Origin of the sequence: Bacillus sp. FJAT-22090 (assembly GCF_001278755.1) — a bacterium.
Lineage (GTDB): Bacteria > Bacillota > Bacilli > Bacillales_A > Planococcaceae > Psychrobacillus.
Genome location: NZ_CP012601.1, coordinates 1,760,034 through 1,775,053, shown reverse-complemented (window position 1 = coordinate 1,775,053; position 15,020 = coordinate 1,760,034). Strand labels below are relative to the sequence as shown.

Annotated in this window: 12 protein-coding genes; all 12 read left to right on the top strand. The window is 36.2% G+C overall.

The window, feature by feature from the left end; genetic code table 11:
- Positions 1–111 precede the first annotated feature (111 nt).
- The 12 genes from AM499_RS09215 (at position 112) to AM499_RS09160 (ending at position 14,446) form a co-directional block, all read left to right on the top strand.
- Positions 112–390 carry a YlmC/YmxH family sporulation protein gene (locus tag AM499_RS09215; protein ID WP_053589932.1) on the top strand — a complete coding sequence of 93 codons (279 nt, stop codon included), beginning with the start codon at positions 112–114 and terminating at the stop codon, positions 388–390.
- Positions 362–1,186 carry an NAD(P)-dependent oxidoreductase gene (locus AM499_RS09210; protein WP_156316785.1) on the top strand — a complete coding sequence of 275 codons (825 nt, stop codon included), beginning with the start codon at positions 362–364 and terminating at the stop codon, positions 1,184–1,186. The genes AM499_RS09215 and AM499_RS09210 overlap by 29 nt, the downstream gene beginning before the upstream one ends.
- Positions 1,180–1,767, top strand: coding sequence for a dipicolinate synthase subunit B (locus AM499_RS09205; protein ID WP_053589930.1), 588 nt, complete (start codon positions 1,180–1,182; stop codon positions 1,765–1,767). Before AM499_RS09210 ends, AM499_RS09205 begins: the two co-directional genes overlap by 7 nt.
- 88 nt (positions 1,768–1,855) lie before the next feature.
- On the top strand, positions 1,856–2,902 hold the full coding sequence (gene asd, locus AM499_RS09200) for an aspartate-semialdehyde dehydrogenase (protein WP_053589929.1): 1,047 nt from the start codon (positions 1,856–1,858) through the stop codon (positions 2,900–2,902).
- Positions 2,903–2,907: 5 nt separating this feature from the next.
- Positions 2,908–3,789, top strand: a complete 882-nt coding sequence (gene dapA, locus AM499_RS09195; protein WP_053589928.1) for a 4-hydroxy-tetrahydrodipicolinate synthase — start codon at positions 2,908–2,910, stop codon at positions 3,787–3,789.
- A 531-nt stretch (positions 3,790–4,320) separates the two neighbouring features.
- On the top strand, positions 4,321–5,988 hold the full coding sequence (locus AM499_RS09190) for a ribonuclease J (protein WP_053589927.1): 1,668 nt from the start codon (positions 4,321–4,323) through the stop codon (positions 5,986–5,988).
- A 332-nt stretch (positions 5,989–6,320) separates the two neighbouring features.
- Entirely contained in the window at positions 6,321–8,594 is a 2,274-nt protein-coding gene (locus AM499_RS09185; RefSeq protein ID WP_053589926.1) for an FtsK/SpoIIIE family DNA translocase, read from the top strand.
- A 211-nt stretch (positions 8,595–8,805) separates the two neighbouring features.
- Positions 8,806–9,534 (top strand): GntR family transcriptional regulator, encoded by a 729-nt coding sequence (locus AM499_RS09180; RefSeq protein ID WP_053589925.1) that lies wholly within the window; start codon positions 8,806–8,808, stop codon positions 9,532–9,534.
- Positions 9,535–9,581: 47 nt separating this feature from the next.
- Positions 9,582–10,664, top strand: a complete 1,083-nt coding sequence (locus AM499_RS09175) for a BMP family lipoprotein (protein ID WP_053589924.1) — start codon at positions 9,582–9,584, stop codon at positions 10,662–10,664.
- Positions 10,665–10,898: 234 nt separating this feature from the next.
- Positions 10,899–12,449 (top strand): ABC transporter ATP-binding protein, encoded by a 1,551-nt coding sequence (locus AM499_RS09170; RefSeq protein ID WP_053589923.1) that lies wholly within the window; start codon positions 10,899–10,901, stop codon positions 12,447–12,449.
- A complete protein-coding gene (locus AM499_RS09165; RefSeq protein WP_053589922.1) occupies positions 12,439–13,485 on the top strand; it encodes an ABC transporter permease in 1,047 nt (348 codons plus the stop codon). The genes AM499_RS09170 and AM499_RS09165 overlap by 11 nt, the downstream gene beginning before the upstream one ends.
- A gap of 1 nt (position 13,486) precedes the next feature.
- On the top strand, positions 13,487–14,446 hold the full coding sequence (locus tag AM499_RS09160) for an ABC transporter permease (protein WP_053589921.1): 960 nt from the start codon (positions 13,487–13,489) through the stop codon (positions 14,444–14,446).
- The last annotated feature ends 574 nt before the right edge of the window (positions 14,447–15,020 follow it).

Genomic DNA, 15,020 nt, shown 5'->3' with positions numbered 1-15,020 from the left:
TATCGGCTTTTTTTTCTTGCTTTATTTCATCCAATCAGGTCCTTTTTTCTATTCACTTTGTTTAAGGAAAAGGCATATACATAAGTAGAAGTATAAGGGGGAGGGAAAAGGTTGTTACTTTCGGAACTTGCTGAAAAAGAGCTTATCCAAGTAAAAGACGGTGCAAGATATGGAAGACTTGCGAACACCGAGTTACTTTTTGATCCAACTACGGGGAAGATTCAAGGATTTGAGGTATATCAAAAGTCAGCTTCTTTTTTTCAAGGAAATAAAGCAAATAAGAAAAAAGAATTTATTTCGTGGGAAGAAATTATTCTAATAGGGAAAGACCGTATTTTGTTTAATGAAGCAGATTCTTTAAATGATTCAAGTGGTTATTATGAACAATAAGTTAGCAATCATAGGTACCGATGATCGGTTACAGTACCTCAAAGATGAATTATCCGAGAATTTAGAAGTTAAATTATTTTCAACGATGGTTTGGAATGATGAGGTTGAGAACGCAATACACGATTTCCAACCGAATATTGTATTCATGCCCATCCAAGCTATGAAGATGGAGCGTCCTTTCGCTTTACCAAGTACATGCGAATTACTTTTTGTTGGTAAGAAATACGAAGAAATAGAGGATGCATGTGACGAGAATAATAGAAAAGTATTTTACTATTTAGAAGACGAACCGTGGATTTGGGATAATGCAAATCTTACCGCTGAAGGGTTTATTAATTATTTTTATTTAAATGAGAAGCAGTCTGTGTACAACAAAAAGTTTATCATAACTGGTTATGGAAGGGTTGGAAAAAGACTAGCATTTGCACTACATCATTTAGGAGCAAAAGTAATCATATCAGTACGCTCCGAGAATCAATTGTTTGAAGCCAAAAGTTATGGATATGAAATTGAAGCATTAGATTATGTAATTGAAAAATTAAAAGATCCAACAGTTTATTTAGTTAATACAATACCTTCCAAATGGTTAAGTAATGAAGATACAATATTTTTTAATAAAATTATTGATCTTGCATCAAAGCCAGGATGCTTATTAGATTCAAGTGAAAATATTCCAGAAAATTATGCAAACCCAACAAGTCTGCCAGGGATGTATTTTCCTCAAGATGCAGGAAATTTATTAGCTAGGTCGGTTCGAACTCAATTGGCTTTACTAGAGGGGGATAATTTGTGTTAAATGGTCTTAGAATAGGTCTTGGAATAACCGCTTCTCATTGTACTTATGAGGAAGTCATTCCAATGATTAATCAATTTACAGATAAAGGTGCAACTGTTGTTCCTATTATTACGTATTCTGTTTTAACAGCAGCTACTCGTTTTGGAACAGGTGAAGAATGGATTGAAAAAATAGAAAAAGCAAGTGGAAGTAAAGTAGTTTCTAAAATTGTGGAAGCAGAGCCTTTTGGACCGACAAATCCATTAGACTGCATGGTTATTGCGCCGATGACTGGTAATTCAATTAGTAAGCTTGCCAATGCACAAACTGATTCACCTGTTTTGATGGCTGCTAAAGCTACTTTACGAAACGGTAAGCCAGTTGTATTAGGTATTTCAACGAATGATGCACTTGGATTAAATGGTATGAATATAATGAAACTGCTTTCTACCAAAAATATTTACTTTATCCCCTTTGGTCAAGACAATCCTCATAAAAAACCAAACTCATTAATTGCCGACTTTACTCAAATCATACCAACCGTTGAACATGCTATTCAATCAAAGCAATTACAGCCTTTACTTATAACTCATTCATTATAAATATAATAGATAGTGTATTTTCATGTATTTTCATGTATAATATGAAACAATATCGCAAAAATGTTTTGATTTTAGGAGGAGAGCTTTTATGTCACAAGGTTATACAGTAGCAGTAGTCGGAGCGACTGGTGCAGTTGGTCAAAAAATTATTGAAAAATTAGTAGAGAGAAGCTTTCCCTATTCGACTTTAAAGCTATTAGCTTCTAAAAAATCAGCAGGTAAACAAGTAGAAGTAAATGGTTCATCCTATACAATTGAAGAAGCAACACCTGATTCTTTTGAAGGAGTAGACGTTGCTTTTTTCTCTGCAGGTGGCGCTATATCGAAAGCATTGGCAAAAGAAGCAAGCAATAGAGGTGCTATTGTTATTGATAACACAAGTGCATTCCGTATGGATAAGGATACTCCTCTTGTTGTTCCTGAAGTAAATAAACAAGTATTACATGAGCAAACAGGGATTATTGCTAATCCGAATTGTTCTACTATTCAGATGGTTTGTGCTTTAGAACCTATCCGTCAACAATTTGGTTTAAATAAAGTAATCGTTTCTACTTATCAAGCTGTTTCAGGAGCAGGGGCTGCAGCAATTGAAGAGCTAACTGTTCAAAGTGAAGCAATTCAAGTGAAAAATCCACAACCACAAATCTTGCCAGTGAAAAGTGCGGAAAAGCATTATCCGATTGCAGGAAACGTTATTCCTCAAATTGATGTGTTCGAAACAGATGGTTTTACATTTGAAGAACATAAAATGATGAACGAGACAAAAAAGATAATGTCTATGTCTGAACTTTCTATTGCTGCAACTTGTGTACGTGTTCCAGTAGTTACAGGACATTCGGAATCTGTCTATATCGAAGTAGATAATGAAAATGTAACAGTAAATGATATCAGAGAAGTGCTTTCAACTGCGAAAGGTATCACTGTACAAGATAAACCGGAGCAACAACATTATCCAATGCCATATTTTGCAGAAGATGAAGACGATGTTTTTGTCGGCCGTATTAGAAAAGATCCTTCAAGCAAGAAAGGCTTCCATATGTGGATCGTTTCAGACAATTTGTTAAAAGGGGCAGCACTTAACTCCATACAAATTGCTGAAGCTTTAATTGAAGAGGGCATACTAAAAGAGGTGTAAGAAAAATGAATATAGGTCAAGTTTCTACAGCAATGGTTACTCCATTTCAAAAAGATGGATCAATCGATTATATAGCAACAGAGAAACTAATTGAACACTTACTTACTAATGGAACTGACTCTCTAGTTGTATGCGGAACAACTGGAGAATCTCCAACATTATCAACAGATGAAAAATTATCATTAATACAATTTGTTGTAGAAAAAGTGAACAAAAGAGTTCCCGTGATAGCAGGAACAGGAAGCAATAATACAGCTGCTTCCATTGATTTATCTTTAAAAGCAGAGGCACTTGGAGTAGACGCTCTTATGATAGTGACTCCTTACTATAATAAACCAAATCAAAGAGGTATGATTGCACACTTCAAAGCAATTGCCAATGCGACTACATTACCAATAGTTGTATATAATATCCCCGGTCGTTCGGTTGTTAATTTGGAACCGGAATCGATTATCGAATTAAGTGAAATTCCGTCGATTCAAATTGTAAAAGAAGCAAGTGGAAGTTTGGATCAAATGACAAAAATATTAGCAAACACGGAAGAGGATTTTCTAGTTTATAGTGGGGATGACTCTTTAACGTTACCACTGATTGCAATTGGTGGATCAGGAATAATCTCGGTTGCTTCTCATGTTATCGGAACCGAAATGCAAGAGATGATTCAATTATTTCATGCAGGTGAGCATAAAAAAGCATCAAGTATCCATCAACGAATTTTACCAGTGATGAAAGCTTTATTTGAACATCCAAATCCAGTTGTTGTTAAATACGCCCTTTCAAAAATAGGGTTAGAAGTAGGTTCCTTACGTTTACCTTTAGTGGAAATGACTCCAGAAGAAAAAACAGCATTCGATCGAATTTGGGAAAGTTATTTAGAGAGTAAATAATAATAAGAGGCTGTCCTGAAAGTCATAAAAAATGACTTTTTGGGGCAGCCTCTTTCTTCATAGCATCTATTTTAAAAAGTGCAGTATTTTTCCGTTCCAGGCGGACGCTTTCCGCGGGCGTGCGCCGGAAAGCGAGCGGTAAGTTTCGGAAAACCTGGTTTGTCAAAAGACTTAGACATGAAGACATGTTCAGTCTTTTTATGTGATTTGCAAGTAGATGAAACTAACTGTTCTTTAATTATTCAAAGTAGTACAAAGCTATTTCCAAAAGGTAAAGAGGGAAACAGAAAGAAGGGCGCTGTATGATTGCCCTTCAAAAAGTCCTTGTAATGTTGAAACCAAACTCTTTCCAATGCCTTTCGCTAGCGTGATGAAAGAGATTTAATGCTTAAAGCACCACAATAGGCACTTTTTTAATTTATACTAATTCATATGAGTATGCGTTATGCTTTTATTATTGTGCGAATCGTTGACGTTCGATATAATGAAAACTAGTGGATGTTGGTCGGGTTAATTTTAGGAGGAAAACAATTGGTTAAAGTAAAAAATGAACTTATTCGAATTATACCGCTTGGTGGAGTGGGAGAAATCGGAAAAGCAATGTATGTGGTAGAAATTGACGAAGAAATATTCGTAGTAGACAGTGGACTTATGTTCCCAGAAAATGAAATGCTAGGTATTGATATTGTAATACCAGATATCACGTATTTAGAAGAAAATAAGAGTCGTGTAAAAGGAATATTTTTAACTCATGGACACGAGGATGCCATCGGTTCAATTGCGTATTTATTGCAAAAAGTACAAGCACCAGTGTATGGATCTAAGTTAACAATTGCTTTAGCTAAAACTCATATGAAAGCTTTGCCTACAAAGCAACAGGTTAAATACTTTGAAGTAACGAATAAGAGCCGTATGAATTTCCAAAATACGTATGTGACTTTTTTCCATACGACACATAGTATACCAGATTCACTCGGTATTGTTTTTCATACTTCAGAGGGCGCAATTGTGCATACAGGAGAATTTAAATTCGACCAATCAGCTAAAGGAAAATATCGCCCTGATATCGCAAAAATTGCCGGATTAGGTGAAGAAGGGGTATTTATTTTATTATCTGATTCAACGGAAGCAGAAAGACCAGGATATACAACTTCAGAAGCAGTTATTGAAAACCAATTATCAGAAACATTCCACGCTTCTCAAGGACGTATCCTTGTATCTTTATATGCTTCAAATTTTATACGTATTCAACAAGTATTAGATAAAGCTGCAGAAACCCATAAAAAAGTTGCGATAGCAGGAAAAAGCCTAGAAAATATATTTGAAATTGGATTAGATTTAGGCTATTTTACAGTGGAAGAAGACACCATTATTCCAATAAAAGAGATATCGAAGTATAACGATAATGATATAGTTGTAATTGTATCAGGCAATCAAGGGGAGCCCCTAGAAGCATTAGAAAAAATGGTTCGAAAACATCACAAAGATATAAAAATTAAAGACACAGATACAGTATTGATCACGTTTACCCCTTCTCCTGGGATGGAGGTTGGGATGTATTCAACGATGAACCAAATTGCTAAAGCGGGTGCAAAAGTATTGACTTCAGAAAAAAATGTCCATGTATCTGGACACGGAAGTCAAGAAGATTTAAAAATGATGCTTAACTTAACTAAGCCGACATATTTTATTCCAATCCAAGGGGAATATCGTATGTTAATGGCTCACTCTAAATTAGCTCAAGATATTGGTATGTCTAAATCAGAAATTTTTATTGCAGATAAGGGAGATATTGTCGAATATAAAAATGGAAAAATGAGAATGAGCGGACGAGTTCAAGCTGGTAACGTATTAATTGATGGTATTGGTGTAGGGGATGTAGGTAATATTGTTCTACGTGATCGTAAGCTTTTATCACAGGACGGTATATTTATAGTTGTTGTAACATTAAACCGTGCTCAAAAGAAAATTGCTTCTGGACCAGAAATACTTTCAAGAGGATTCGTATATGTAAGAGAGTCCGAAGAGTTAATGGATGAGTCTGCTAAACTAGTAAAAACAGTTGTTGAAAAATATGTGAATAAAGAAACGTTTGAATGGACAAACATAAAACAAGAAATCCGCGATACGCTAAATTCATATTTATTCCAACAAACAAAACGACGTCCAATGATCATCCCGATTATTATGGAATATTAATGTGAGTATATAAGGATTTCCTTTCCGTATGAAAGTTAGTCCAAAGTTGTAGACAATTTCAATTTTCGAAGGTGTCACTTCAGGCTGTCTTGAAAACGTTTGTCAGTCGAGGCAACCTAAGTACGCCGTGTCCTTCGGCAACGGTTGCATGACCCACATCCTGTGGGCATGCGCGCCAGTACGAGGCGGAAGCGAATAGAACTAGAGTTCATGAGCTTACAACGAAGTACAGCAACCAAGAATGAAAGCGTTTGTCAACAGCCTGGGATTTCCTTTCCGATTATTGCGGAAGGAAATCCTTTTTATCATTTTGAGGAAAGCAGGTGACTTAGATGGCACAAAAAAGGAAAAAACCAGTCAAAAAAGCAGCAGCCAAAAAAACGTTACATCCATTAATGTATGAAATTATTGGATTAATCGTTATTGGAATTGCAATTATCTCGTTTTATGAATACGGCCTTGTCGGAAAAAGTTTAGCGTATGTAGGTTATTTTCTATTCGGTAATTGGCATATTGCTGTACCCTTTCTATTAATTGTTTTTGCACTAATTATTATGATTAAACAAACATTTCCTTCTTGGAATCATCGACTTTTATTAGGTTTTGCCTTTGTATTAAGTAGTCTTTTGTTATTTAGTCATTTATCTCTCTTTGAGCAGCTCTTTAATGGAAATGCATTAGTAACAAATTCTGTACTAAGAGAAAGTTATAGAGTATTAGTAGAAAGTGGAGGAATTACAGATAGAAGCAGTTCACTTGGTGGTGGAATGATTGGTGCTATCCTGTTTGCCTCTTTTCATGTGTTGTTTGATGCTGCTGGAGCAAAAGTAGCTGGATGGCTATTGCTATTTATAGGTATAGTATTGATAACAGGTAAAGCACTAGTTCCTTATTTAGTTGAGGTATCTCCTAAATTTAAAGAGTTGTTTAAAAGACGTAAGAAAAAATCAAAACCAGTAGTATCGGAGAGAAAAGCAAGAAGAACAAAAAAAGAAATGGTCCAAGAAGAAGCAGTTACTACCCACGAGGAAAAAACTCTTCCATTAGAAGAAGAAATAATTCAAGATTCGGCTCCTATCATTTCTGCATTTACGGAACGAATTTCTAAAAGAGAAGAGTCAACAGAAGCTCCCGAACCATTAGAAATTAATATGGAATCGGAAGTTATTGAAAATGAAGATTATCAACTCCCATCGATGTCACTTTTAGATTCACCTACTCACAGTGATCAAAGTGGAGAATTAAATGCAATTCAGGCGAATGCAAAAAAGCTAGAACAAACTTTTTTAAGTTTTGGAGTAAAAGCAAAAGTTACTCAGGTTCATTTAGGGCCAGCAGTTACAAAATATGAAGTACTTCCTGATGTAGGAGTAAAAGTAAGTCGTATTGTAAGCCTACATGACGATTTAGCTTTAGCACTTGCAGCGAGAGATATTCGAATTGAAGCTCCAATTCCAGGGAAATCTGCAGTCGGTATAGAGGTTCCGAATAAGGAAGTTGCAATTGTTAGCCTGAGTGAAGTGCTAGAATCCAAAGAAAATAACAAGCCTAATCTAAAGCTTCTAATTGGTTTTGGTAGAGATGTGACGGGACAAGCTGTATTAGCGGAACTTAACAAGATGCCTCATTTACTCGTTGCAGGTTCTACAGGTAGTGGGAAGAGTGTTTGCATTAATGGAATAATAATCAGTATTATGATGCGAGCTAAACCTCATGAAGTGAAAATGATGATGATTGACCCTAAGATGGTAGAGTTGAATGTGTATAATGGCATTCCCCATTTGTTGGCTCCAGTTGTGACAGATCCAAGAAAAGCTTCACAAGCCTTGAAAAAAATTGTATCGGAAATGGAAAGAAGATATGATTTATTTTCTCACACAGGAACACGAAATATAGGTGGATATAACGAACACATTGATAAATGGAATGAAGAAAATGAAGAGAAACATCCAAAACTTCCATATATAGTTGTAATAGTTGATGAGTTAGCAGATTTAATGATGGTAGCTTCAAGTGATGTGGAGGATTCTATTACGAGACTTGCACAAATGGCACGGGCAGCTGGTATTCATTTAATAATTGCTACACAACGACCAAGTGTGGATGTTATTACGGGTATTATTAAAGCAAATATTCCTTCGAGAATAGCATTTGCAGTATCTTCTGCTATTGATTCACGAACTATATTAGATATGGGAGGAGCAGAAAAACTTTTAGGGCGTGGAGATATGCTTTTCCTACCTGCCGGAAGTTCGAAGCCTGTCCGTGTTCAAGGTGCATATTTATCAGATGCTGAGGTAGAACGAGTAGTAGATTTTGTCATTGAACAACAAAAAGCAAATTATCAGGAAGAAATGATTCCAGATGAAGTGGAAGAATCTTCAGAACAACTAGACCGAGATGAGTTATATGAGGATGCATTGCAATTAGTAACAGACATGCAGACTGCATCTGTCTCCCTTTTACAACGTCGTTTTAGAATCGGATATTCTCGTGCTGCTCGAATTATTGATCAGCTCGAAATGGGTGGAGTTGTTGGTCCATATGAAGGAAGTAAGCCACGGCAAGTGCTTATATCTAAACAAGCGTTAGATGAAGAAATATGAGGACATATATAATTATTTTTTGGTAATTAGTATCACACTTTGAAGATATAATATGACAAAAACATTACATTTAGTTAAATTTTACGTTAAATCTTTTATTCTAATATTAATAAAAGTATTTATTTCAATCATTAAAAATGTTATAGTATGACTGATTAGTAGGAATCTTTTACATCGGAGGTCTGATCTCTTCAAAATGGTGGTGTTTTCGTTGACAATCAAAATAGACCATCGTCATCTATATCTTCAAGTAATTGATCGTCTTAAACAAGACATTGACAATGGCATATTCAAAGAAAAGGAAAAGCTTCCTTCAGAGTTTGAATTAGCTAAAACGCTTGGAGTAAGTCGTGCAACTTTAAGAGAAGCACTTCGCTTATTGGAAGAAGAAAATGTCATTATTAGAAGACATGGTGTCGGCACATTTGTTAATTCAAAGCCTGTTTTTACTTCAGGAATTGAACAATTATCTAGTGTTTCATCCATGATTCGAAGTGCAGGAATGGAACCGGGAACAATTTATCTTAGTTCTATGCAATCACTTGCTTCTGAAGATGATATAAAACGCTTTCAGTGTAGTGAAGAACAATCAATAATATCGATGGAACGAGTCCGTACTGCAAATGGTGAGCCAGTTGTATATTGTATAGATAAAGTTCCAGAAAATTACTTGCCAAATGATTTTCTTGTTAGAGAAGAAGGTTCTATATTTAATGCATTAGAGGAATCGGGAGAAATTAGAGTTTCGCATGCGGTAACATTTATTGATCCAGTGGGATATCATGAAATTGCTTCACCGACGTTAAACTGTGAACCAGAAACTTCATTGCTTGTATTAAAACAACTTCACTACGATGAAAATGATCGTGTAGTTTTGTACTCGAAAAACTATTTTCGAGCTGATAAATTTAGCTTTCATGTTGTTCGGAAAAGGGTGTAAAAAGATTTAAATTCCTGCTAATAAGAAAAAAAATGGGGGTTTTCAATTTGACAAAACGTAAATTTGGATTAGGACTGTCACTTGTACTTGCTGCTGGAACAATTCTTGGAGCATGTGGTGCAAAAGACGATGAGGCTACTCCTTCAAAAGGTAATGAAGGTTCAGGTTCAACTGCAAGTGGAGCAAAAGACTTTTCTTTAGCAATGGTAACTGACGTTGGTGGAGTAGATGACAAATCATTTAACCAATTAGCTTGGGAAGGTATTGAAGCATTTGGGAAAGAAAACGGTCTTGAAAAAGGTGACGGTGGATATGATTACCTTCAATCTGCATCAGACGCTGATTACAATACAAACTTAAATAACTTAGTACGTCGTGACTTTGACGTAGTTTATGGTATTGGTTTCCTAATGGAAAAACCAATTGCAACTATTGCTGAGCAACAAAAAGATGCTCAACTTGCTATCATTGATGCTGTTGTGGATGCACCAAACGTTGCTTCTGTAATGTTTAAAGAGCAAGAAGGTTCTTTCTTAGCAGGTGTAGCTGCTGCTCTAATGTCAGAATCTAAACAAATCGGATTCGTTGGTGGAATGGAAATTCCGGTTATCGAACGTTTTGAAGCTGGTTTCTTAGAAGGTGTTAAAGCTGTAGATCCAAGTATTAAAGTAGATGTTCAATATACAGGTAAATTTGATGATGCAGCACTTGGTAAAACTACTGCAAACCGTATGTACTCTTCAGGAGTAGATATTATTTTCCACGCAGCTGGTGGTACTGGTAATGGTGTATTCGCTGAAGCAAAAGAACGTAAAACAAAAGATGCAAATGCTAACGTATGGGTAATCGGAGTTGACTCTGACCAATACGAAGAGGGTGCTGTTGGTGATACTAACGTAACTCTTACATCTATGCAAAAACGTGTTGACGTAGCAGTTCAAAACATTGCAAAAGAAACAATGGCTGGAAACTTCCCAGGTGGAAAAACAGTAACTTATGGTTTAGCTGAAGAAGGAGTTGGCCTTGCTGATTCTCGTGGAGCTATTCCAGAAGATGTTCTAGCAAAAGTTAAAGAGTTCTCTGATAAAATTGCTTCAGGTGAAATCGTAGTACCTGAAACAGTAGAATAATTTTGTAACACACATCATAAAGGCCGAGTTATCGGTCTTTATGATTCTTTAATTAGTAGATGAAAGATTTTAAATATTTAAAGTCTTCATTAGATTTTTGAGTCTAATTTAATAGATAGACATTTCAGGTTATAAGGGTTATGGATTATGAAACTATTTCCAATAATCTATAAGATGAAAATTTAAAGTCTTTCTTGTATTAATTTTGTACTAGTATAGTAGGGAGTGAATTCATTGGATTATGTAATAGAGATGCTTGGCATTCGTAAAGAGTTTGGATCGTTTGTTGCAAATGATAACATTACCCTTCAATTAAAGAAGGGAGAAATTCATGCTCTGCTAGGGGAGAATGGTGCTGGAAAGTCCACTCTTATGAATGTTTTATTTGGTCTATATCAACCAGAAGCTGGTGAAATAAAAGTTAATGGGAAATCAGTTAAAATTACTGATCCAAACGTTGCCAACGAGCTTGGAATAGGTATGGTACATCAGCATTTTATGCTTGTAGAAAATTTTACGGTAACTGAAAACATTATTTTAGGTAATGAGTTAACGAAAAATGGAACTATTAATATTAAAGATGCTGCAAAAAAAATACAGAAATTATCCGAGATGTATGGTTTAGATGTAGATCCAAATGCAAAAATTGAAGATATTTCTGTAGGTATGCAACAACGTGTTGAAATCTTGAAAACACTTTATCGTGGAGCAGAAATTTTAATTTTTGACGAACCTACTGCTTCTTTAACACCTCAAGAAATTCATGAACTAATTCAAATTATGAAAAGACTTATCCAAGAAGGAAAATCTATTATTTTAATTACGCACAAATTAAAAGAAATAATGGACGTTTCTGATCGTGTTACAGTCATTCGTAAAGGTGTAGGAATTGGAACAGTTATTACTGCCGAGACAAATCCAAATGAACTTGCTTCTCTAATGGTAGGAAGACAAGTCGACTTTAAAACAATTAAGGAAGAGGCTCATCCTACTGATGACTCGCTTATTATTAAAGATTTAACTGTTACGGATTACAGAGGAATTGAAAAAGTTAAGGGATTAAATTTAACAGTTCGTAAAGGAGAAATACTAGGGATAGCTGGTATTGATGGGAATGGACAATCCGAATTAATAGAAGCTATTACTGGCCTTCGTAAAGTTAAGAAAGGTACTATTTCTATCAATGGACAAGATGTTACGAACAAAAAGCCTCGTCAAGTGACAGAAGCCGGAGTTGGACATATCCCACAGGATCGTCATAAACATGGTTTAGTATTAGACTTTTCAATAGGGCATAATATTGCGTTACAAACATACTATTTGTCACCGATTTCGAATAAAGGAATTATGGATTATGGCAAAGTGTCGGAGCTTGCAAAAAAAGTTATTAGTGACTTTGATGTTCGTACTCAAGGTGAAGATACACTTGCGCGCTCCTTATCAGGAGGAAATCAACAAAAAGCAATTATTGGTCGTGAGATTATTCGTAATCCTGAACTTCTAATTGCTGCACTACCAACGAGAGGTCTTGATGTTGGTGCTATCGAATTTATTCATCAACGCTTAATCGAACAACGTGATAATGGAAAAGCAGTACTACTTCTTTCATTTGAATTAGATGAAGTAATGAATGTTTCAGACCGTATCGCGGTTATTCATGATGGTCAAATTGTTGATACTGTATATCCAAAAGATACAACTGAGCAAGAGCTTGGCTTGTTAATGGCAGGTCAAAACATAAAAGAAAATGAAGTGAACCAGGGGGATAAACAGCATGTCGAATAGAGTAGTAAATATTCTTGTCCCTGTTATATCGGTTATTTTAGGATTGCTTGTCGGAGCTATCGTCATGCTTGTTAGTGGATATGATCCAGTACAAGGTTATATTGCATTATGGAATGGTATTTTTGGAGATTCATATGCAATTGGAGAGACAATTCGTCAAATAACACCATACCTTTTATCAGGTCTAGCAGTGGCTTTTGCGTTCCGAACAGGATTGTTTAATATTGGGGTAGAAGGACAACTTTTAGTTGGCTGGTTCGCAGCTGCTTATGTCGGTGTAGCTTTCGATCTACCAATGTATATACATCTACCATTTGCTATTATTGCTGCTGCATTGGCAGGTGCTATATGGGCGTTTATTCCTGGGCTATTAAAAGCGAAGTTGCAAGTTCATGAAGTAATTGTAACGATTATGATGAACTACATTGCACTTCATACAACAAATGCCCTTATTCGAATTATTTCGGATGGAGGAGATAACACAGGTACTATTAAAGAGACCGCATCTTTGAAGTCGTTATTTTTTGAAAGTATGACGGACTATTCACGTTTACATTATGGTATTTTCATCGCTCTTGCGATGGTTTTATTAATGTGGTTTATCTTAGAAAAAACTACTACTGGTTACGAGCTAAAAGCAGTCGGTTTTAACAAAAATGCTTCTGAATACGCTGGTATGAATGTAAATAAAAATATTATACTATCAATGGTTATTTCTGGGGCTTTTGCAGGACTTGCAGGAGCTATGGAAGCTCTTGGTACATTCCAATACGCGAATGTAAAAGGTGGATTTACTGGAATAGGTTTTGATGGTATCGCTGTAGCCCTTTTAGGTGCGAATACTCCACTTGGAGTGGTTTTCGGAGCAACATTATTTGGGGCTTTAAAATATGGGGCTTTAAATATGCCGAATGCAGCAGGAATACCAGTTGAAATTGTATCGATTGTTATTGCAATCATTATATTCTTTGTAGCTTGTGGTTACGTTATTCGCTATTTCCTTGAAAAAATGAACAAGAAAAAGGAGGCGAAATAATATGAGCTTTTTAGATGTTCTATATTTCATTATTCCATCAGCGATTTTTTATGCTGCTCCATTAATCTTTACTGCCATTGGTGGGGTGTTCTCTGAACGTTCAGGTGTCATTAATATTGGACTTGAAGGTTTGATGGTAATGGGAGCATTTATTGGTATATTATTTAACTTAATGTTCGTAGATACTTTTGGAGCCTTTACTCCATGGGTTTCATTACTAGCCGCTATGGTTGTCTCAGCAATTTTTTCTTTAATGCATGCAGTTGCCGCAATATCTTTCCGTGCTGACCAGACTATTTCTGGGGTTGCGATTAATATGCTTGGTGTCGCAATTGCATTATTCTCGGTGAAAATGATTTATGGTAAAGGTCAAACAGATTATATTCAAGAACGTTTTATACGATTTGATATACCATTTTTAAGTGATATCCCGGTTATAGGACCAATGTTCTTTAAGGATGTATATTCAACGTCGATTTTAGCTGTAGCAATAGCGATTCTAGCTTGGTTTATTATTTATAAAACTCCATTTGGATTGAGATTACGTGCTGTTGGTGAACATCCGATGGCAGCAGACACGATGGGTGTAAATGTTACAAAAATGCGCTATATAGCGGTTGTATTATCTGGAGCTCTAGCTGGTATAGGGGGAGCGGTTTATTCGCAATCTATCTCAGGAGAGTTTAGCCATACTACTATAAATGGACAAGGATTCATGGCACTTGCAGCAATGATTTTTGGTAAATGGCATCCACTTGGTGCTCTAGGAGCGGCTTTATTCTTTGGTTTTGCTCAAGCGCTAAGTATTGTGGGAGGGCAAATTCCTTACATTGACCAAATACCAAGTTATTTCTTGCATGTACTACCTTATGTCTTGACGATCTTGGCGGTTGCTGGATTTATAGGTAAAGCATATGCACCGAAAGCAAGTGGAATTCCATATATAAAAGGTAAACGATAAATTATCCCAATTGCCAATCATTTTGTAGATGGTCAAAGGAACCACTAAATATTGTTAATTCTGAAGGGACCAAATTTATTTGGTCCCTTTGACTGTAGACAAACTCGAATTTATTATTATATACGATCGACCAGGTTTCCGAAGCTTACCGCTCGCTTTCACGAGCGAGCGCCGGGCCGCTTGGGCAATCACGATGTTGGTCATGAAGGCATCGCCTCAGGACGAGGCGCCTTAGACTCCTAGGCCAACACGATGTTGGTCATGCAATCGTTGCCGCAGGATGCGGCGAACTTAGATTGCCTTCCCCTCAACTGCGGGGTCTTCGGCTAACGCTATTCCAGCAGAAGTGTCGCCTTTTTCAACGATTTTCTATAAAGACTAGTTGAAAAAATGTAAGTGATAAAAACTTCCACTATTAATGGCATGATGATTTCCTAATTGAAAAGCGGATAATAGTTAATTGTAGTGAAGGCGGCGACTCCAGCCGGAATAGCATGAGGTGAAGACCCTGGACTGAGCGAAGTGAGGGAAGCGTCTGAAGCCATGCCGGCGGAACGCGTCCGCCTGGAACGGA